We start from the raw sequence: 20,945 nt of genomic DNA on the forward strand, positions 1-20,945 counted from the left end.
TTTACCAAGGTAAATCACTACCTGTGTTACTTAGAGAACACTGGCAGGTAATGGGGGATTGGCGAGTTCCTCTTTTTCAAAAACTCGGTCAATTAAACCATACTCCTTAGCTTCATAGGGAGTCATGTAGAATAGCCGATCCATGTCTTTGGTAATTTTTGCTGGTGCCTGTCCGGTGGTGTGGGATAGAATATCTACCATTGCCGCTTTGTTGACCAAAACTTCTTTTGCCCGAATTTGAATATCCGTTGCTTGACCTTGGGCGTAGCTCTTAGGTTGGTGTAGGATAATGGACGAGTGGGGCAAACTGGCGCGACAGCCTTTTGTACCAGCGCTGAGTAACATTGCCGCCATACCCATTGCCGAACCAATACAAATGGTGTGGATGGGGGGCTTGATGTATTTCATCGTGTCATAGATGGCGAAGGCTTCGGTTTCAAAGCCAATGGGTTCGCCACTGTAACCGGAGGTTCCTGTGGAGTTGATATAGATTTTTATCGGCTTCTCTGGGTCGTCTGACTGCAAATACAGCAATTCAGCAATAATCAATTCTGTTACCGCTGGCACCAATGGCATTCCCAGATAGACAATTCTTTCCTTCATCAATAAGGAAGGTAAGTCTGGCGGGGGTGTCCGGTAAAAGTTATCACCGTAATAAGGGGCTTGCACAGCCTTGATGGGGGAATTGTCCATAGCAACTGATCGCCTGAAACTATGCCGTTAACTGTAATACATCCTAACGCGATGTTAGCTGACTTCAAGTGTGGATTTCTCGCTAATTAGTGATTGACCCTGCTTGTTTGCCACTGTTTGATTTTTCCGCAGTGCCGATGTGGCGTTTTGAAGTTATTTTATAGAGATATCCTAACTAAAAATTTTGGGTTATGAAGGTCAATTTACAGCCTATCTTGAATGATGGTAGTTTGGACGCATATCAACCGAGCAGTCAACGTCAGTTGTCTATATCGGTTTCGGCTGTGGTTGAAGCTCAAGACAGTGATATACCACTGAATTTATGCTTAATTCTCGACCATAGTGGCTCAATGTACGGCCGACCTTTAGAAACTGTGAAGCAGGCGGCTAGTAATCTAGTCGATAAACTCAAACCAGGCGATCGCCTGAGTGTTGTTGCTTTTGATCACCGTGCGACTGTGTTGGTATCTAATCAAATGATTACTGACCCACAGCAGATTAAAAACCAGATTCAGAGTTTATCTGCTGGTGGTGGTACGGCTATTGATGAAGGTTTGCGTTTGGGGATTCAGGAGTTAGCTAAGGGAAAGAAAGAAACTGTTTCTCAAGCCTTTTTATTAACCGATGGTGAAAATGAACACGGCGATAATCAACGTTGTTTAAAATTGGCTCAATTAGCCACTAGCTATAATTTAACTTTAAACACCTTAGGATTTGGTGACAAATGGAATCAAGATATTTTAGAAAAAATCGCCGATGCTGGCTTGGGTAGTTTGTCCCACATTCAACGACCCGAACAAGCAGCAGATGAGTTTAACCGCCTGTTTAGGCGTGTGCAAGGGGTGGGATTGACTAATGCTTATTTGCTGATCTCCCTGATGGGTCATACTCGCCTAGCAGAACTTAAACCCATTGCTCAAGTTGCGCCAGAAACCATTGAGTTACCAGTGATCCAAGAAGCAGATGGGCGCTTGGCTGTGCGCTTGGGAGATTTAATGAAGGATGCACAAAGGGTAATTTTGGCTAATATCTACCTGGGACAATTACCACAAGGTCAACAGGCGATCGCTAATCTCCAAGTCCGCTATGATAACCCGGCTCAAAATCAAATGGGTTTATTGACTGCTCCGGTTCCGGTTTATATCCAGGTAACGGGGATGTATCAACCAAAAACTGATGCACGTGTGCATCAGTCTATTTTGGCATTGGCTAAGTACCGACAAACCCAGTTAGCTGAGGCGAAATTACAACAGGGCGATCGCGCCGGTGCTGCTACTATGCTGCAAACTGCGGCGAAAACGGCTCTGCAAATGGGTGATCAAGGGGCGGCAACGGTGTTACAAACTTCTGCTACCAGATTACAATCTGGGGAAGAATTATCCCAGAGCGATCGCAAGAAAACCAGAATTGTCTCTAAAACGGTCTTGCAAGACACTCCTCGCCAATAAAGGTTAAACTCCTCTGGAATCAAGATGCCTTTTATTACAGGCAATGCTCAAATTACCTACGTATCATTGAAATAGTAAAACTATTGCTGTGGCAGTATCTGTGCCCCATCTTCCACCTGAAACTGATGACATTGGCTGTATCTTTCTAAACAAAATCGGTGCAGTGGGACTACACCGATAACGCAATTTAACTTTAGTTCGCCGTGAGATTTCATGCCAAAGCTGAAGCCTGAGGTTTAGCAAAAATCATGCGTCCGGCGGAGGTTTGCAAAGCACTAGTAACCACTACCCGCACCTCACCACCGACATAACTTCTCCCCTCTTCCACCACAACCATTGTGCCATCATCGAGGTAGCCCACTCCTTGAGTGGGTTCTTTACCTTCTTTGAGAATCTTTAGGTCAAGATTATCACCAGGTAAATAAGTAGAACGCACAGCATTTACTAAGTCATTCACGTTCAGAACCGGCACTTTCTGCACGCTGGCTACTTTGGATAAGTTGTAATCATTGGTGAGGAGTGTACCGTTGATTTCTTGGGCAAAGCGGACTAATTTAGCATCGACTGTGGCAGTTTCTTCATAGTCCACAGGGTTAATCAATATCCGATCTGGGTAATCTTTCTTAATGCGGTTGAGAATCTCTAATCCCCGCCTTCCCCGGACTCGCTTTTGGTCTTTGCTAGCATCAGCTACTTGTTGCAACTCCTGCAATACAAACTGTGGTACTAAAATTTGTCCCTCGAGAAATCCGGTTTCTAGGAGAGCTTCAATGCGACCGTCAATAATGCAACTAGTGTCTAAAACTTTGGTACTGGCAGGTTTGAGTGTGCCTTCCACTACCATTGTTTCTACAGTGTTGGGATTAATGAACCGCAATAACCCGCGTCCGTGGGTATCGGCTAAATTCATCCCGGTCACAGCCAGTAAAATACTGCCGACAACGGCTACTAGTGGCTTAATAAAGCCAAAATCCTGGGGAATTGGTAGTAAAAATAATGGCGCTAGCATTAAGTTAGCTAGTAATAGCCCAATAACTAGGCCAATGGCGCGAGTTAAGATCATTTCCAAGGGCATTTCTCGGACTTGTACCTCTAAGCGCCGATATGATGTTTGGAAACGTAGACCCACTGCACCGCCAAGAATAGCGGCAAATACGGCAAAAACCAGGCGTAAAGCGTCTAGGTTTGTGACCCCATCAAGGGAACCGTCGGGTAGTAGTTCAATGCTGTAGAAGCCGATTCCCGCTGCTGCTAGGATGAATGAGAGAATAATAATGGCGTCAATCATAGTTGTCTTGTTTTCCCGCGATTGTGTGACCCAATAAACTCAAGTATTTTTCATCGGTGGGAGAGATTAATCAATATTGACTTACATTAGGGTTTTTAGCAGGTAATATCTGCAAATATTATAACTAAACTGTTTTTTGGCTTTATTTTTCATACTTTTGTTGTAAAACGATAAGAAATTGTAAGAAAAACTATTTATTTTCACTGTTTGTCATACTCACTGGGGTTGATTAGTTCTTACTGACAATGAATCAAAAACTTAATGTTCCTGAAATGGCGAGTGCTGCATATGTACACATTCCCTTTTGCAGACGGCGGTGCTTTTATTGTGATTTTCCTGTGTCTGTGGTGGGCGATCGCCTGCGGGGCGAAACATCTGGTACTATATCCCAGTATGTGGAGGCTCTATGTCGGGAAATTGCCATGACTCCCACTGGTCAACCTCTGAAGACAATTTTTTTTGGTGGTGGTACTCCTTCTTTACTATCAACAAAGCAGTTACAACAGATATTAGCAACGCTGGAAAAACATTTGGGAATTGCTGCTGGTGCAGAAATTTCTATGGAAGTAGACCCAGGAACCTTTGATTTAGCACATATATCTGGCTATAGCAGCGTTGGTGTAAATCGGGTTAGTTTGGGTGTACAAGCCTTTCAAGCCGAATTATTGCAGTTTGCGGGGCGATCGCATTCTGTTGTAGATATTTTTACATCTGTGGAATTAATTCATCAAGTCGAAATTTCCGAATTTAGCTTAGACCTCATCTCAGGTTTGCCGCATCAGTCTTTAGAACAATGGCAGGATTCCCTAGATCAAGCAGTGGCGATGATGCCTACTCATATATCTATATATGACCTTACCATAGAGCCAGGTACAGCCTTTGGTCGTTACTACAAACCTGGTGACCAGCCATTACCAACCGATGAAACCACCGTCAAAATGTACCAAATGGGGCAAAAAGTTCTCACTGATGCAGGTTATGAACATTACGAGATTTCCAATTATGCCCGCCCTGGTCATCAATGTCAGCATAATCGGGTATATTGGGAAAACCGCCCTTATTATGGTTTTGGTATGGGTGCGGCGAGTTATATAGATGGAAAGCGCTTTACCCGCCCCCGTAAGACCAAGGAATATTACCGATGGTTAGATTCTGGGGGTATAATTGATTGTGAAGTGACTCCCCCAGAAGAAGTATTATTAGAAACCTTAATGTTAGGGTTGCGTTTGGCTGAGGGTGTAAGTTTGAGTATGTTAGTTGGGAAGTTTGGGGAAGATCAAGTCAAAGAAATTTACAAATGTTTACAGCCTTATTTAGATAAGGGTTGGGTAGAAGTTATTGGGGAGAGGTTGCGCTTGTCTGACCCCCAAGGGTTTTTATTTTCTAATGTGGTGTTAGCTGATTTGTTTGAACAGTTGGGTTGAAACCAATAAGGTCTACGACGTGTAACTAATTGTAACTGATTTGCTTAAAGCGATGAAATCTTACTAACTCACCCTATACTAAAAGTAGTTGATTTAATGAAGTCTTGATGCAACATGTCACTCCCAAGGAAGCAGCTAAAATCCTTACCAGGCCATCAACGTCAAGAAGCTTGTTTTGAGGCATTTGATGCCTTTAAACAAGCTCGTAGTCAAGGTGGTAATGCGAAGTTTAAAAGCTGTAAAGCCACAAGCCAAGCTATTCAATTCAAGGTAGGCAATTTCAAAAATGCTACCTGGTATCCGCGCACAACCAAAGGTTTAGGCTTTACCACAATTGGTCAAACTATTCCTGAGCAATGCGAATATGGCACAGAGCTTGTATACCGTCGTGGTAAATGGTTTGGTTGCTTTCCTCAATATAAAGAAACTGTACCTACTGGCAGTGATAGGGTAATAGCAGTAGACCCTGGTAATCGCACTTTCTTAACTGGTTTTGATGGCGAGAATGTCTTAGAGATTGCAACCGGAGACATCGGACGCATACAAAGATTGTGTCAGCACCTTGATAATCTCATCAGCCGTTCTACCAAAACAAGATGCCGTCAACGTAGAAAGATGCGTATTGCTGCTAATCGTGTCAGAGAAAGAATTGAGAATTTAATTAAGGATTTGCATAACAAAACTGTTAACTTGCTTGTTAATTGCTACAAAGTAATTTACTTACCAACCTTTGATTCTAGTCAAATGGTGATTAAAAAACGTAGCGGGAAGAAACGCAGAATAAACAGTAAGTCTGTAAGGCAAATGTTGACTCTTTCCCATTACAAATTTGAGCGACATCTTAAGCAAGCTGCACAAAGAAAAGGTGTAATAGTCGTGCTTTGTAACGAATCATATACATCAAAAACGTGCGGTAACTGCGGTCATGTTCATTATAAACTAGGTGGAAACAAAGTTTTTAAATGTTCACATTGCGGAATACAGATTTCTCGTGATGTAAATGGCGCACGCAATATTTTATTGTGTGCTTTGCAAGCAACTGCCTTTACCGTGACCCATGATTCTATCGTGCTTTCTGAGGAGTCAGAATTGACGGATGCCGTAGTTAATCTAGTTTAATCGCTTTGATTAGCTTAAAAGTTGCACTAAAAACCTAAATCTGCTTTAGCTATTTCCGCCGCAGCAAATACTTCTGCATCTGGCTTTTCTTCCCAAGCGGGATCACCAATTTCGGCGTAGAATGTGGTATCATAGGGTCTAGTCTTGACCACAACGGGCATAGGAACGGCATGGCCTAAAATTAAGGCTTGTTGTTTAGAGTCTAATTTGGCTAAGACTGAGCGCAAACCACCAGCACCAGATACACCGGTAAAAATGGCATCAATATCTTTTTCATCATTCAGCAAAGCGGTGATGCGTGTGCCAATTTGAGACATAACTTCATTATCAATTCCCGATGGACGTTGGTCTACTACTAGCAAAGTTACGAAATATTTTCGCAGTTCTCGGGCGATGGTGCCGAAAATTGTACTTTGGACAATGGACGGATCAAGGAACCGGTGCGCTTCCTCAATGGTAATCATTAATGGTGTCGGGCGATCGCAGGGATTTTTACTGTGTAAGAATTTATCTGCTTTCTTGACATATTCCTCATGAATACGTCGAGTAATCATGTTAGTCACCAACATATAAGAAAGCATATTGGATTGGGAACCAAATTCTATGACTACATTTTTCCCGGCTTCCAAAGACTGGATAATTTTACTAATATAATTCTGGGGACAAACTCCCCGCATATATTTCAAACTCTCCAAGCGCAAGAGTTTACGCTGTAAAGAGGTGATAGAACCTGGATGTCCTGGCTTTTCTTCGCAGAACATTTTAATATCCTCACCGGTCATCTTAAACAATTGGGTAATCCAAGATTTACCAAACTCGTTGTGTAAAATACTGGCGTTATCTAAAGCTGCTTCCGAGAGTCCTAAATCTCGACTACATAATTTAATATCTTCAACTGTGATTTGCTCATAACTCAGATATAATTCTTGAGCATCCCGCACCCCCCGACGCTTTGTAGATTGAGGGTCAAGGGTGTAGACTTCCACTTTACCAGGAAATAGTTGTTTTAAGCCTTTAACAGTATTAACATTTTTCCCTTCTGCTACTGCTTCCCAACCATACTCGGAATGCATATCGAAAATTAAATTTACCGCCGCATTTTTGCGGATGACTCCGGCTAAAAGTAAGCGTGTGAGGAAAGATTTACCAGTTCCAGATTTACCAAACACCCCATTACTCCGCTCAACAAAGCGGTTTAAATCAATACAAACTGGTACATCCATATCTAAGGGTTTACCCACAGAAAAATTCCGCCTGTGGGGGTCATCTTCCCAACCAAACACCCGGCGAAAATCCTCTTCACTTGCTTCGTAAACTTGGCTGAAATGACTGGGAATTGTTTTTACTGGGAGCAATTCCATAGTAGTACTAGTTTGGGGCTGAAATGAGGCTAAACCATTTGGCGATTTGACCAAACCATTGGTACTATGATTTGAGGATTCATCAGACTCAGGGGTAAACATCAACATGGGGGCGAGGTTGATAGTACCATAAGTACCACTACCAGCTAAAACTTCCCGTAAAAAAGTGTCTTCCCAACCGGGGGGATTAGCAAGAATGCGGGGGTTAGAAGTTCCTAATGCTACATCTGTCAGCATACAGAAAAAACGCGATCGCAATCCATGGACAACCAAGAATTTACCCACCCGCATATCTTCCACAGAAATATCCGGGTGTAATCTTACTTCTAACCCCCCAGTCAGAGAACCTTGGATAACCGAACCTAATGGTTGTGAAGAATTCATTTGAATAACTTATAGATTCCTGTGTTCATCTGTGGTTCCTAACTTCCATAACCCAACCAGCCAATAATACAAAGTTAATCACCATCATCCCATCACCTATTCAATTTGAATAGAAGTGGGTGCATTTCCCGTTGGTGGGGTTGCGATTAATGGTTTACGGAATTGAGTATACAGGCGATCGCGCCAGTCAAAAAATGGCTGATAATCAGGATTATCAGCTAAACCAGGTACACCTTTACCTCTGATACCTGCGGGTAAGTCTAAATAGGGGACTTCTGGGAACTTGAGTAATATTGATAAACTCGCCACTGTCAAATCAGCTAAAGTCGGCTCATCACCGGTTAAATATGGACTATCTGCCAATAATAATGTTAGTGCTTCTAAGTCTTGTTTCAAGTCCGCGATCGCCGATTTAATCACATCTGGACTATAACCGACCCCAAAGCCCAAAACAGTCAACACATCACCAGGTACTCCTGCAATTAGACTTTTAAATATATCCGGTGTGGAATTAGGTAATAAAGACTGGCGGAAATTTTGGTCTTGACTAATAGCAGAAAAAAGAGCTACCCTTGCTTTCTTACCGATTGATTCATCTGCCCATTCTTCCATCAATAAGCATAAACCACGTTGTCGAGAATCTTGAGGTATGAGTGGGCGATCGGGATATTCTAAATCTAAATACTTAGCAATTTCAGTAGAATCAACAATATATCTGTTACCATCCTTTAAAACTGGCACTTGTCTTTGTCCAGTCAGCCGAAATAAATCTATTTGTCCAATTCCGGGGGTAACTTCTATTTTACGGTAATTTAGCCCTTTGTAATCTAGAATCAACCGTACTTTCTCTGAATATTGAGATATTTCCCACTGATATAATTCCAGCATAACCTATATTTTCAATAGTTTAATTCTACAACGCTCTTATTCTATCTTCACTTCCGGTAATTTTCCTGAGCAAGTCAGCAATTTAGCAAAAATCTTATGGAGGAAATAGGAGATTCTGTCTGTTAGTCAGGACTGTAGCCATGGTGCTAGGAAACCAAGTAGGATGTACAAAGTGTTTATTATGGATTCTGGGAAATTATCTCAGGTGTTTAAAAGCATAAGTGATAATTTTACATAGTTATTTGCACTAAAAATATTGCTGCTGGATTTATATATTTTGCATAGCGAAGTGTTATAAATCTTTAATGTCACCTATATTAAGAAGGACTAAAAAGATTTATGAAAGCAAATTACAGCAATTTTTTGACCAATCTTGCGGGAATAGTTGGGTTAGCCAGTGTTAGCCTTTTGCTCAATTTACCATCTCTAGCCAATGAAGCAACCAATAATCTAGCACAAGCTGGGGGTGGAACACTTAATCCTAGACCCAGTATTTTTGATGAGTTTCCCTATAACCGTAATAAACCTCGAACTCAACCCACCACCCCCAGGGTCACACCACCCACAACTCAAACTGAAAACAAAACCTTGTTAGCACTAGCAGAGTCTAGCCCTAAGTTTACCACCTTAATGGCGGCATTAAAAGCAGCGGGATTAACGGAAGCTTTGCAAGGTAGAGATCAATTAACAGTCTTTGCTCCCACCAATGAAGCATTTGCCAAATTACCACAAGATGCTGTCAGAGACTTGTTAAAGCCAGAGAATAAAGAAATCTTGCTCAAGCTATTAACTTACCACGTAGTCAGTGGCACAGTTCTATCTACTGATTTGTCATCTGGGGAAGTGCAAAGCCTTGAAGGGGGAGCCATAAGGGTCTCCGTTGGTTCTAATGGGGTGATGGTCAATGATGCCAACGTAGTTGAAGTAGATATTAAGGGTACTAATGGTGTGATCCACGCTATTGATCAGGTGATTTTGCCTCCTGACCTGTAGACCCCATCGTTGATACCATTATTCAAGCATGAAAGACCGTTGAGATCAATATCTAAGCGGTCTTTTTCTGTGTGTTAGGTGGGGTAGGGGGACTTGATATTGCCAATCCGCAAGACTCAAATATCTATCTTACTGGGGGTAGACAAGACGACATAAATATAGATTTACCTTAACATAACTTTTTATAACAGTTTTTTTCACTTTTCCTGTGATCATTAAAATTATGTGCCACAATTGGAGTTGAGAATTAATTCGGCGACAGCGTTTGTTTTTAGTATTGACAGGCTTTTTCCTTGTGGTATTTACAGACTTATCTCCGAAATCTAAATCTCTACGTTTTTGTGATTTTGGAGACCATTGATGTCAATTTATATAGGTAATCTTTCATACAGCGTTACCCAAGAAGCCCTCACTGAGGTGTTTACAGAGTACGGCACCGTCAAACGAGTGCAAATACCAACCGACCGTGAAACAGGTCGTGTACGCGGATTTGCCTTCGTAGAGATGGGTTCGGACGATGAAGAAACAGCAGCCATTGAGGCTCTAGACGGTGCGGAATGGATGGGACGCGACCTGAAAGTGAATAAAGCTAAACCCAAAGAGGATAAAGGTTCCTTTGGTGGTGGACGGGGAGGATACGGTGGTGGCGGTTCCCGTAACCGCTACTAAAACCTCAGGACTAGGGGGGAAGTTTGTCCTAGTATCTAGTCCTCAACCCCTTTAATACTGTGGTTCCGAGCAAGGCTTAGTCCATGTTCGGAGCTTTTAACTATCAAAACATAGTGGGAGTGTGAGAACCCCCACGCTAAAGCATAGGGATGAAACCCGACTCAACAAGATTTATCCTATTGTATGCTTAACAAAAAGGTTTTAACAGGTATTAAGAAATCTTGAATAGTTGCTACTGTAACCGTTAAAAGCTTTAACGATTAAATGTGGTGTGTCGGTTGGTTTGAGGCTGACAAACAGATGAATATAGTCTGGTGCGACTTCCACCAGCTAAAATATCCCATTCCTTTTCCACTGCTAAATCAAGAAAAATTTGTTTCAATCTAGTTTATAGTGTCAAAGTAACTCGTGTATAAGTCCTATTGTGGTTTAGTATATGGTGGTTTTGACCGCACTTATTCGGCTCCAGATCAGCATAAATCCTATAGACACTTTGGGATGCGATCGCAGCTGATCAAGTCAGTCAGGTAAAAATCGGATAGCTAATGACTTATGTATATAAATAATAGTATTCAACCCGGTGTAACTTTAAGCGATCGCTATGTAATCGTTCGTCAAATCGGTCAGGGAGGTTTTGGACGTACCTATTTAGCTGAAGACCTGAACCGCTTCGGTGAACTGTGTGTTTTAAAAGAATTTTCCCCTCAAGTTCAAACAGACTATATTGCACAAAAAGCCCAAGAATTATTTCAGCGAGAAGCGGCGGTTCTCTACAAGCTAGAACATCCACAAATTCCCCGCTTTCGGGAACTGCTGCGAATTAACTTACAAGGTCAGGAATACCTGTTCCTGGTGCAGGATTATGTAGAAGGACAAACTTATAGTTCCTTATTAGATGCGCGTAAACAGCAAGGATTACGATTTACAGAACTTGAAGTTAGGCAATTGTTATTAGAAATTCTGCCAGTGTTGAAATATATCCACTCCATGGGGGTCATTCATCGGGATATCTCACCAGATAATTTAATTCTGCGCAGTACTGACAAATTACCGGTATTAATTGACTTTGGCGGCGTGAAACAAGTAGCCGCAACGGTGGCCTCGCAATATTACCAAGGGGAAAAAACCCCATCCCCCCAATCACCCACCCTACTAGGTAAAATAGGCTTTGCACCTCCAGAACAGATGCAAACAGGTATGGTGTATACTCACAGCGACTTGTACGCCTTGGCTGTCACCATCCTAGTTTTATTGACAGGTAAACAACCGCCAGAACTCATTGATAATTATAATCTAACTTGGCAATGGCGACGAGAAGTTACTCTCAGTCCGGTATTGGGACAGATATTAGATAAAATGCTATCCCCCAGACCAGGCGATCGCTATCACTCAGCTGCTCACGTCTTAGCTGCTCTCAACCCCTCATCAGTGAGTCATCCCCCAACTCAATATCCCACTAACCCACCCACATCTGCTACAGTTGCTGTTTCCCCCCCTCCCCCACCGCGCCCATCTCCCTCATCATCTCCCGAACCAACATCCGGGTTAACACCAGCAACAGCCTTAGTAGCAGTAATCATAGTTGCGGGTACAGCTGGGGGAATTTGGTGGGGATTCACTAGCAGTGATCACACTCCACAAACAGTTACACCTACTCGCCCTCCCACCCTTGAGCAACCCACGACACCCCCAGATCCACTCTCCCCAGCGGAACGTCAACGTAAACAAAGATTAAACAATCGCCGTCAACAATTGGGAATTGATTCCAGCTTTTACGTCCGGTTGGTAGATCAAATATTTTGGGACAATAACCCCAGTTTACAGCGACGCACTCTCACTGATCAAGCGCAAGATGAAAGTTTGCGGGCACAATGGGATAAAACAGCCGCTCAATTACTAGAAAAAGTAGCTGTATTGAGTACGAGGTCGCGCCAACAATTGGGAACTTATACAGCAGCAGAACGGGAAGCTTGGCGAGTGGAAGTTAACAAACTCAATGTGAGTATGACTTCTTTATATGATTTAGCTGACCCTGCGTTTTTCAACCAATTTCCTCAACAGCAAGGCCAAAATTTTATCAATCAACCCATGGGACAAGTTTGGCACGGGTTTGTTAGCGATAAACTTAACGCTATTGTCTCTGGAACGGCTTTAGACAGAATTCTATTTGATCCAGGTACTACCAGCAAAACAGTTACAGGTAATCTGCAATCAGCTGTTGACCCGACTGGGGGTAAAGTTTTTATTGCTCACCTGGCGCAAAATCAATTAATGGAAGTGAAGTTAGAAACCAGTCCTCAAGTTTTACTTTCGGTTTATTCTCCTTCTGGCCAAGTGAAATTTTTAGAAGACTCTCCAGAACGTAATTTATTAGTTAATAAATTACCAGAATCGGGATTTTATCAGTTTGTAATTGCTTCCACAGCATCAGAACCACTAAGTTATCAACTCAGCATTGCGGCACAAACTCCTACTCCAGAACCTACTCCAGAACCTACTCCAGAACCTACTCCAGAACCTACCCCGGAACCTACCCCAGAACCTACCCCAGAACCTACCCCAGAACCTACCCCAGAACCTACCCCAGAGCCAAATGATAGTGAACCCAACTAGTTTTGTTTGCTAGCGGGTTTAAATTCCTCCTTGAGATCGGCAAAACTTGCTGTGGGTCATTGACTAACTTTGACTTTTAAAACATCCTCTCAGCACGATGATATAAATGATTATACTGTTTATTCAATTTCCCCAATACCTAGGATTTTAGCCATGGTTTTACCGACTCTTTCACCACAAACTATTGATCATCGGTGGGCGGACATCATCCTAGTTCTCAGTCTGACCAGCAGAAATAGTTAAAATTTGGGCTTGGCAAAAATTACGTAAACAATCATGGTGGATGACTCTTACTTAATCAAAAAAATCACTAAATTTTTAGTAAAAATATTGAAGTACCCAGTGATTATTGGCACTGTAATTGCCACAGTGTTAATACTGGGATTGCAGAAACTGCAAGTATTACAGGTACTGGAGTTAAAGGTCTATGACCAGATGATGCAAATGCGTACTGATCCCGGTAAAGATCCCCGTTTATTAATTGTCTCCATCACCGAAGAGGATTTGCAAAGATGGGGTTGGCCTTTATCTGGTGAAGTACTCAATCAGCTTTTGAGCAAACTCGAAGAACATCAACCCATTGCGATCGGTTTAGATATCTTCCGTGATTTACCTGTACAACCAGGTCATGAACAACTTCTACAACGCTTAGTGCGGAGTGATTCGATTATTTCTATATGTAAACATACCAATGTTCGAGAGCCTGGTATTGCAGCCCCTGCGGGAGTAAAACCCGGGCGGGTAGGATTTAGCGATCTTGTGGAAGATACAGATGGTTTGATTCGCCGTAATCTCATAGCAGTGAAAGTGGAAAAGTCTGACATTTGCCAAAGTAGCTATTCCTTAAGTTGGAGGTGACCCTGAAATACTTAGCACTGCAAGGCATTCCACTGCAATCAAACGTGAATCAGGAACTACAATTAGGTGATGTGATATTTACACCCATCAAAAGTAACTCTGGGGGTTATCAAAATGCAGATACCAGAGGCTACCAAATCTTACTGAATTACCGTTCCCCAGGTAACATTGCCGAAAAAGTTACTGTTACACAAGTACTTGCAGGTAAAATTACGCCAGATTTAGTCAAAGACCGAATTGTTTTAATTGGTTCCACAGCACCGAGCCTAAAAGATATATTCAATACCCCATTTAATACTGGAAAAGCTGATAATTCCGGTAGGATGGCAGGGGTAGAAATACATGGACACATGATTAGTCAGATTCTGAGTGCGGTTTTAAATAACCAGCCTCTGTTTTGGTTTTTACCCGGTTGGGTTGAAGTTCTTTGGATAGGGTCATGGTCTGTACTGGGGGGATATTTAGCCCGGCGTCTGCGATATCCATTCAGCTTAGGACTGCGGTCAGTCGCATCTTTGCTGGTTTTATTTGTGGGTAACTTTGTAATTTTTACCCACGGCGGATGGTTTCCCGTGGTTGCGCCTGCACTGGGTCTGGTAGTTGCAAGTGTAAGTGTGCTGGCCTATAGCGCTCATGATAGTCAACGGGAGAAAAAACAAATTATACAACTGTTGCAAGCACAAAAAGAATTAATTGCTGAGTTGCAAAAACAACAAACAACTGTCACACCCACACCAGAGCCTGATTATTTAGGAAAATTACTCACAACCCAGACATTACTGGGAAAGCGCTATCAAATTATCAATAATTTAGGGCGGGGAGGATTTAGCGAAACTTACTTAGCCCAAGATATTCAACGCCCAGGAAATCCCCTGTGTGTTGTGAAGCAGATGCGCCCTGTCCGTCAAGATCAAGAATATCTGAATCTAGTCAAACGGCTATTTCATACCGAAGCAGATATTCTGGAAATCCTGGGTAAACACCCACAAATACCCCAATTACTAGCTTTTTTCTCAGAAAATAATAATTTTTATTTAGTCCAGGAGTTTATTCCAGGTCATACCTTGAAACATGAGTTAACTTCCGGGATATGTTACTTACGGTCTGAAGTCATCAACATCCTCACAGAAGTTTTACAGATACTGGTTTTTGTCCACAGCTATGATGTCATTCATCAAGACATCAAACCCAGCAACTTAATGAGGCGAACAACAGATGGACACATTGTCTTAATTGACTTTGGGGGTGTGAAACAACTGCAAGCCCAAAACCATGTCTTAGATTCAATTATCTTTGCTTCTCGTGGTTATGCACCTCCTGAACAAATGAGTGGTATACCAAAACTCAATAGTGACATTTATGCTTTGGGAATAATTGCCATACAAGCCTTAACAGGGCTAAATCCTCAAGAAAAAGAGTTTGGTAGGGATCTGAAAACTGGTTTCATCATTATTCCTGCAGTATCTCCTAGTGGTGAGCAGACTTGGCAAGATTGGTCGGAACTAGCGGATACTACTGAGGAATTGACCAGAATATTAAATAAAATGGTACATCTCCACCACCATCAAAGATATGATTCAGCAATGCAGGTGTTAGAGGATATTAATAACTTGCTCTCAAAACATAGTGGGAGCGTGAGAACCCCTACGCTTTAGCGAGGGGATGAAACCCGACTCAAGGGGATTTATCCCCATGTTTCCTCATTTCCCGCAACGTCTTAAACAACTTTGTCCAGAATATGGTATAAAAATAACGCTGACTGAAGAAGCGTATACATCAAAAGCCTCTTACCTGGATGGCGATCGCCTCTACAAACATGGTGAAAAACCCAATGGATGGAAACCGTCAGGTCAAAGGGTAAAACCCGGATTGTACAAAACTTCTGCTGGGATACTGGTAAACGCTGACTGTAACGGTGCTGCAAATATCTTAACAAAAGTAGCCACACAGCTAGGTGTTAGCCTAGCCAAGGTGGGTAGGGGAGCTTTGACACTCCCAAGACGAGTTGATTTATTTAAAGGATTAAGTAAATCATATCGTAAACATTGAATTTTGAGGATTTTTCATATTGTTTACTTAACCACGTTGCGCTATATACTAAAAATACTTATAAACACACAATATTCTTTATTAAGGAAAAACCATGCACAATCGTACGATCAGGGTAAATACATGGCTCCAGTCTTAAAGCAGACATTGAAAGATGTTGAAAACTGTAAAGGTGTATTTTGCCAAATCAAGAGAGGTTGGCTGGGTAGGATCTGTTGTAGTATATTTTTCGTCGTCATAACAAATCCAGCATATGCCAAGAGCTATGAGCAGATGATGACACCAATCGCCGGTAGGCCTGATATAATAACACAGGAACCTACACTCGAAACCCATCCCCCCCGACTAATACTGCACCCCTAGAAGCTATTCCTAGTCAATTTAAAGTTCAAGGATTTGAATTTTTAGGTAATACGGCCTTTAGTGACGAGAAATTAAGGGCAGAAATTCAAGATTTTCTTGATCAAAAAATTACCTTTGCTGATTTACTAACAGTAGAATCGCGGTTAAATAAGTTTTATGTTGATAATGGTTTTGTTAATTCTGGGGTGGTAATTGAAACTCAAAACCTTTCTGCTCAAGGTGCAGTAGTCAAAGTTACAATCATAGAGGGAGGTATTGAGGATATTAAGGTTAGGGGAACCCAACGCTTAAGACCGGAGTACATCCGTTCCCGGTTGGCTTTAGCTGCACAAACTCCCCTGAATCAAAATCGCATCCTAGAAGCCCTACAACTTTTGAAACTCGATCCTCAAATTCAAAATATATCGGCACAATTAACACCAGGAGTGCGACCAGATTTAAGTTTATTAGAAGTTACCGTGACAGAAGCCGATACTTTTCATATCGATATCTTTACTAATAACGGTCGATCTCCGAGTGTAGGTACATGGCGACGGGGAATTAAAATTAATCAAGCTAATGTCTCCGGTGATGGTGATAGTTTAACTGTGGGTTATGCCAACACTGATGGTAGTAATGTCATAGATTTGAGCTACACTGTCCCCTTGAATCCCAGCAATGGTAAACTGCGATTAGCCAGTGGGTTGACCAGAACTAACGTCACCGAGCCGCCCTTTGACAGACTCGATATTACTGGCGACTCTAGCTATTACGAAGCTGGTTTGAGTCAACCATTATTTCAAACTCCTAATCAAGAATTCGGTTTAAGTGTGATTTTTTCCCATCAACACAGCCAAACTAAACTGGAAGCGGAAGGTTTTCCTATATCTCGTGGTGCTAATAATGATGGGAAAACTCGGATTTCTAAAATTGCTTTCTCTCAGAATTGGCTAACACGCAACCCAACCTCAGTATTAGCTTTTTACTCTCAATTTAATTTAGGGGTGGGATTATTTGATGCTACTATTAACAATCAGCTGCCCGATAGTCGGTTTTTTTCATGGCGTGGACAAGGGCAATATGTGCGTGCCTTAAATCAAAAACGTGATATGTTACTGGTGCTGCGTTCTGATTGGCAGTTAGCTACAGAAACTCTTGTGCCATTGGAACAGTTTAGTGTCGGGGGAATTTCTAGTGTGCGGGGTTATCGTCAGGATGTCCCTATTAACAGATAATGGCGTTGTCGTCACAGCAGAGGTTCAGTTACCTGTGTGGCGACTATCCAAAAATGAAAGCGTGTTATCGGTGATTCCCTTTGCAGATTTTGGGGTCGGGTGGAATAGTGATCATACAGTTAAATTAAATACTAATACTTTGATGGGTTCTGGCTTAGGTCTGCAGTGGCAGACTGGTCAGTTAAAAGCTCGTATTGACTGGGGAATTCCCCTGATTCATGTCAAATCTCAGGATAGAACATGGCAAGAAAGCGGTTTATATTTCTCTGTGGAGTCCAGGTTATGAAAATTCCAGGGTTAATCAAACATCCCAGTTATCAGTTATTCCTTCAGATATTCATCGGCTTAATTACTACTGCAAATATGCAGATGGTAAACGCCCAACTCACACCAGACAATAGCTTAAACTCCACAGTCAGGAATGATACAGTAAATAACCGTGACCTGATCGAAGGGGGAGCCATCCGTGGGAGTAACTTATTTCATAGTTTCACTGATTTTAATGTCGGCGCTGACAGAGGGGTTTATTTTAGTCACCCCGATAATGTTGGTAATATTTTAACCAGGGTGACGGGAAGTAATCCTTCTAGCATTTTGGGAACCTTGGGAGTGTTGGGTAATGCTAACCTGTTTTTAATTAATCCCCATGGTATTAATTTCGGTGCTAATGCTCGGTTAGATGTCAAAGGTTCCTTTGTGGCTGCCACTGCGGATAGTATTATCTTTGATAATTATGAGTTTAGTAGCACAGATACCACAGTAGCGCCGTTATTAACTGTGAATGTTCCCAATGGGTTAAGATTTCGGGATCATCCAGGAAATATTACCCTGACTAATTCTCGTCTGAGTATTCCAGAGGGTAAAACTTTAGCTTTGATTGGGGGTGATGTCAGCCTGAATAACACTCAAATCAGGTCACGGGGGAGTACAGTACAGTTGGGTGGTTTAACTCAAGCCGGAAGGGTTGATATAGATGAAAAGCGTTTGACCTTTCCCCAGCCCTTAGATAGCGCAGCCACAAATATCACCATGGGAAATGTCAGCCTTAGTAATGGTGCGGTGATAGATGTTGCTGCTGGGGGTGGTGGGGGCATAACAATAAATTCCCAAAATTTAGAAATAACTGGAAATAGTCTAATGCTTGCAGGGATAGCATCAGGGTTGGGTTCACCAGATGCCCAAGGGGGAGATATTCAGATTAATAATACTGATAAAATCACTCTGGATAACTCCTTCATATTTAATGGCGTATTCGGCCAAGGAAATGCTGGGAATATCCACATCAATACTTCTACCTTAACTGTGAAAGACGGTGGTTTTATTGATGCCGGTATATTTGGTAAAGGTAATACAGGAGCGATCGCAATTACAGCCACCGATGGAGTGACTCTGACAGGGGAAAATAGTCAAGGATTTAGCAGTTATATAGCTAGTACTGTACAACAGGTAGGAGAAGGAAATAGTGGGGCTATCACTATTGATACTTCTACCTTAACCCTGGAAAACGCAGCTAATCTTAATGCCTATACTTCGGGTAAAGGTAATGCCGGCGCTATTAAAATTACAGCCACCGATGGAGTGACTCTCAGGGGGGAAAATAGTCAAGGATTTAGTAGTTATATAGCTAGTACTGTACTAACTACAGGAGAAGGAAATAGTGGCGGTATCACTATTGATACTTCTACCTTAACCTTAGAAAAGAATAGTTTTATTAATACCAGTACGTTTGGTAAAGGTAATGCCGGAGACATAAAAATTACAGCTACTGATGGAGTGAGTCTCAGGGGGGAAAATCGTCTGGGATTTAGTGGTTATATAGCTAGTACAGTATTAGGGACTGGAGTAGGCAATAGTGGGGCTATCACTATTGATACTTCTACCTTAACCCTGGAAAACGCAGCTAATATTAATGCCAGTACATCTGGTAAAGGTAATGCCGGAGACATAAAAATTACAGCTACTGATGGAGTGAGTCTCAGGGGGGAAAATCGTCAAGGATTTAGTAGTTATATAGCTAATGGAGTACTACGTACAGGAGAAGGAAATAGTGGCGGTATCACTATTGATACTTCTACCTTAACCCTGGAAAACGGAGCTAATATTAATGCCAGTACCCTTGGTAAAGGGAATGCAGGAGCGATCACCATTACAGCTCCTGATGGAGTGAGTCTCAGGGGGAAAAATAGTCAAGGATTTAGTAGTTATATATCTAGTAGAGTAAGACCTACAGCAGAAGGAAGTAGTCGGGGTATTACTATCAACACTTCCACCTTAAGCCTGGAAAACGGTTCTTTGATTACCGCTGATACTCGCGGTAAAGGTGATGCAGGGGTGATAACAATTACGGCAACCGAACAAGTAGCGATCTCAGGCATCTCTTTTGACAGAGGATCAAACAGAGATGTGGGCGGCATTTTAGCCGTCACCCTCACAGATAACAATGCCGGTAACATCACCATCAACACCCCCAGATTCCAAATCGCCGACGGAGCCGGAGTAGAAGCCTTTACCCAAGGCGCAGGTAAGGCCGGTAATGTTACCATCACCGCACCTCAAATCGTAGATATTGGAGACAACAGTAAAATTATCGTGGAAACCTCCAGCGCCGGGCGACCGGGTAACATTAACATTAATACAGACACCCTGAACATAGGTAAAAATGCTCAACTGAGTGCCACCGCCACCGCCACCGCCACTAATACCCAAGGCGGCGGTAGTATCACCCTTAACAGTTCTAACTTAAACATCTCCGGCAAACTCGGTATATTTGCCGAAACCCAAGGACAAGCCCCCGCCGGTAACCTTACCTTACAACCCTATAACAACGAACCCAACCTGAATATCAACTTTACCGACAACGGTTTTATTTCTGCCTCCACCACCGCCAGCGGAGCCGGGGGAAATATCACCCTCACCGCCCCCCAACAGATGAACATTCAGGGTAATGGTAAAATCTCTGTGGAAACATCAGGTAGTGGTAATGCTGGTCAGATAGACATCAAGACCCCTAACTTAAACCTCGCCAACGGCATAGAAATCACCGCCTCCACCAGCCAACAAGGCAATGCTGGCAATATTCAACTCTACATCACAGACAACCTGCGGTTAAATCATAGCAGCATTTCTTCGGCACCACCCCAGGCTCCACAGGCAAAGGGGGAAACATTGTCATTGACCCCATACTCATAGAATTAAATGGCGCTTCCACCATTGCTGTTAATAGTGCGGGAGCCGGGGACGGTGGTAATATTTCCCTCACCGGGCAAAACCTCAATCTCCGTCAAGGCTCGACAATTACCGCCAACACTGCTAGTGGAGAGGGTGGTAATATTACCTTCAAGATCACAGACAACATCCGTCAACGGGACAAGAGCAATATTTCCGCCAGCGCCGGCGGTACTGGCAATGGTGGTAAGATTACAGTTAATACCAGTTTTCTCCTCAGTAGAGACAGTGATATTACTGCCAATGCTTTTGCGGGAAGAGGAGGAAATATTAACATCACTGCCCAGAGAATTTTTCAGGATACACAGAGTAAAATTACTGCTAGTTCCCAACTGGGTATTGATGGTGTTACAGAA

The 20,945-nt window shown here is 42.5% G+C and carries 17 protein-coding genes and 2 pseudogenes; 13 read left to right on the forward strand and 6 right to left on the reverse strand.

Going from position 1 to position 20,945, the window contains the following annotated elements:
• Positions 1 to 30: 30 nt before the first annotated feature.
• Entirely contained in the window at positions 31 to 693 is a 663-nt protein-coding gene (locus AC6IZ0_RS04135; RefSeq protein ID WP_271732086.1) for an ATP-dependent Clp protease proteolytic subunit, read from the reverse strand.
• 191 nt (positions 694 to 884) lie between these two features.
• Here AC6IZ0_RS04135 and AC6IZ0_RS04140 point away from each other — a divergent pair, with 191 nt between their 5' ends.
• On the forward strand, positions 885 to 2,141 hold the full coding sequence (locus AC6IZ0_RS04140; protein ID WP_497725194.1) for a vWA domain-containing protein: 1,257 nt from the start codon (positions 885 to 887) through the stop codon (positions 2,139 to 2,141).
• Between the two features lie 211 nt (positions 2,142 to 2,352).
• Here the strand turns inward: AC6IZ0_RS04140 and AC6IZ0_RS04145 are convergent, their stop codons facing one another.
• Positions 2,353 to 3,429, reverse strand: coding sequence for a PIN/TRAM domain-containing protein (locus AC6IZ0_RS04145; RefSeq protein ID WP_271732088.1), 1,077 nt, complete (start codon positions 3,427 to 3,429; stop codon positions 2,353 to 2,355).
• 245 nt (positions 3,430 to 3,674) lie between these two features.
• Between AC6IZ0_RS04145 and hemW the strand changes: the two genes are divergently transcribed.
• Together hemW and AC6IZ0_RS04155 are read left to right on the forward strand one after the other, a co-directional pair.
• On the forward strand, positions 3,675 to 4,853 hold the full coding sequence (hemW, locus tag AC6IZ0_RS04150) for a radical SAM family heme chaperone HemW (RefSeq protein WP_497725195.1): 1,179 nt from the start codon (positions 3,675 to 3,677) through the stop codon (positions 4,851 to 4,853).
• Between the two features lie 114 nt (positions 4,854 to 4,967).
• Complete coding sequence (locus AC6IZ0_RS04155; RefSeq protein ID WP_497725196.1) at positions 4,968 to 5,972, forward strand: RNA-guided endonuclease InsQ/TnpB family protein; 1,005 nt, start codon at positions 4,968 to 4,970, stop codon at positions 5,970 to 5,972.
• Positions 5,973 to 5,998: 26 nt separating this feature from the next.
• Here AC6IZ0_RS04155 and AC6IZ0_RS04160 read toward each other — a convergent pair whose 3' ends face one another.
• Complete coding sequence (locus AC6IZ0_RS04160) at positions 5,999 to 7,717, reverse strand: helicase HerA domain-containing protein (RefSeq protein WP_271730843.1); 1,719 nt, start codon at positions 7,715 to 7,717, stop codon at positions 5,999 to 6,001.
• 96 nt (positions 7,718 to 7,813) lie between these two features.
• On the reverse strand, positions 7,814 to 8,605 hold the full coding sequence (locus tag AC6IZ0_RS04165) for a glutathione S-transferase family protein (protein WP_271730842.1): 792 nt from the start codon (positions 8,603 to 8,605) through the stop codon (positions 7,814 to 7,816).
• Positions 8,606 to 8,944: 339 nt separating this feature from the next.
• Between AC6IZ0_RS04165 and AC6IZ0_RS04170 the strand changes: the two genes are divergently transcribed.
• Positions 8,945 to 9,598 carry a fasciclin domain-containing protein gene (locus tag AC6IZ0_RS04170; protein ID WP_271730840.1) on the forward strand — a complete coding sequence of 218 codons (654 nt, stop codon included), beginning with the start codon at positions 8,945 to 8,947 and terminating at the stop codon, positions 9,596 to 9,598.
• 360 nt (positions 9,599 to 9,958) lie between these two features.
• On the forward strand, positions 9,959 to 10,267 hold the full coding sequence (rbp, locus tag AC6IZ0_RS04175) for an RNA-binding regulator (RefSeq protein ID WP_280793334.1): 309 nt from the start codon (positions 9,959 to 9,961) through the stop codon (positions 10,265 to 10,267).
• 219 nt (positions 10,268 to 10,486) lie between these two features.
• Here the strand turns inward: rbp and AC6IZ0_RS04180 are convergent.
• Positions 10,487 to 10,655 (reverse strand): annotated as a pseudogene (locus tag AC6IZ0_RS04180) (transposase); the annotation flags it as partial.
• Positions 10,656 to 10,675: 20 nt separating this feature from the next.
• Between AC6IZ0_RS04180 and AC6IZ0_RS04185 the strand changes: the two are divergent.
• The 8 genes and pseudogenes from AC6IZ0_RS04185 (at position 10,676) to AC6IZ0_RS04220 (ending at position 20,553) form a co-directional block, all read left to right on the forward strand.
• Positions 10,676 to 10,798, forward strand: a complete 123-nt coding sequence (locus AC6IZ0_RS04185; protein ID WP_497725197.1) for a hypothetical protein — start codon at positions 10,676 to 10,678, stop codon at positions 10,796 to 10,798.
• A gap of 21 nt (positions 10,799 to 10,819) precedes the next feature.
• A complete protein-coding gene (locus AC6IZ0_RS04190) occupies positions 10,820 to 12,880 on the forward strand; it encodes a protein kinase domain-containing protein (protein ID WP_497725198.1) in 2,061 nt (686 codons plus the stop codon).
• Positions 12,881 to 13,156: 276 nt separating this feature from the next.
• Positions 13,157 to 14,136, forward strand: a pseudogene (locus tag AC6IZ0_RS04195) (CHASE2 domain-containing protein); the annotation flags it as partial.
• Positions 14,137 to 14,352: 216 nt separating this feature from the next.
• Positions 14,353 to 15,393 carry a protein kinase domain-containing protein gene (locus AC6IZ0_RS04200; protein WP_497725995.1) on the forward strand — a complete coding sequence of 347 codons (1,041 nt, stop codon included), beginning with the start codon at positions 14,353 to 14,355 and terminating at the stop codon, positions 15,391 to 15,393.
• Between the two features lie 37 nt (positions 15,394 to 15,430).
• Positions 15,431 to 15,787: a zinc ribbon domain-containing protein gene (locus tag AC6IZ0_RS04205; RefSeq protein WP_497725199.1), complete on the forward strand. Its 357-nt coding sequence runs from the start codon at positions 15,431 to 15,433 to the stop codon at positions 15,785 to 15,787.
• A 368-nt stretch (positions 15,788 to 16,155) separates the two neighbouring features.
• Positions 16,156 to 17,364 (forward strand): ShlB/FhaC/HecB family hemolysin secretion/activation protein, encoded by a 1,209-nt coding sequence (locus tag AC6IZ0_RS04210; RefSeq protein ID WP_497725996.1) that lies wholly within the window; start codon positions 16,156 to 16,158, stop codon positions 17,362 to 17,364.
• Positions 17,345 to 17,650: a BamA/TamA family outer membrane protein gene (locus AC6IZ0_RS04215; RefSeq protein ID WP_497725200.1), complete on the forward strand. Its 306-nt coding sequence runs from the start codon at positions 17,345 to 17,347 to the stop codon at positions 17,648 to 17,650. The genes AC6IZ0_RS04210 and AC6IZ0_RS04215 overlap by 20 nt, the downstream gene beginning before the upstream one ends.
• On the forward strand, positions 17,647 to 20,553 hold the full coding sequence (locus AC6IZ0_RS04220) for a two-partner secretion domain-containing protein (protein WP_497725201.1): 2,907 nt from the start codon (positions 17,647 to 17,649) through the stop codon (positions 20,551 to 20,553). The genes AC6IZ0_RS04215 and AC6IZ0_RS04220 overlap by 4 nt, the downstream gene beginning before the upstream one ends.
• Positions 20,554 to 20,555: 2 nt before the next feature.
• Here the strand turns inward: AC6IZ0_RS04220 and AC6IZ0_RS04225 are convergent, their stop codons facing one another.
• Positions 20,556 to 20,921, reverse strand: a complete 366-nt coding sequence (locus tag AC6IZ0_RS04225) for a hypothetical protein (protein WP_497725202.1) — start codon at positions 20,919 to 20,921, stop codon at positions 20,556 to 20,558.
• Positions 20,922 to 20,945 lie beyond the last annotated feature (24 nt).

The sequence above is a fragment of the Anabaenopsis sp. NIES-4685 genome (assembly GCF_059725405.1).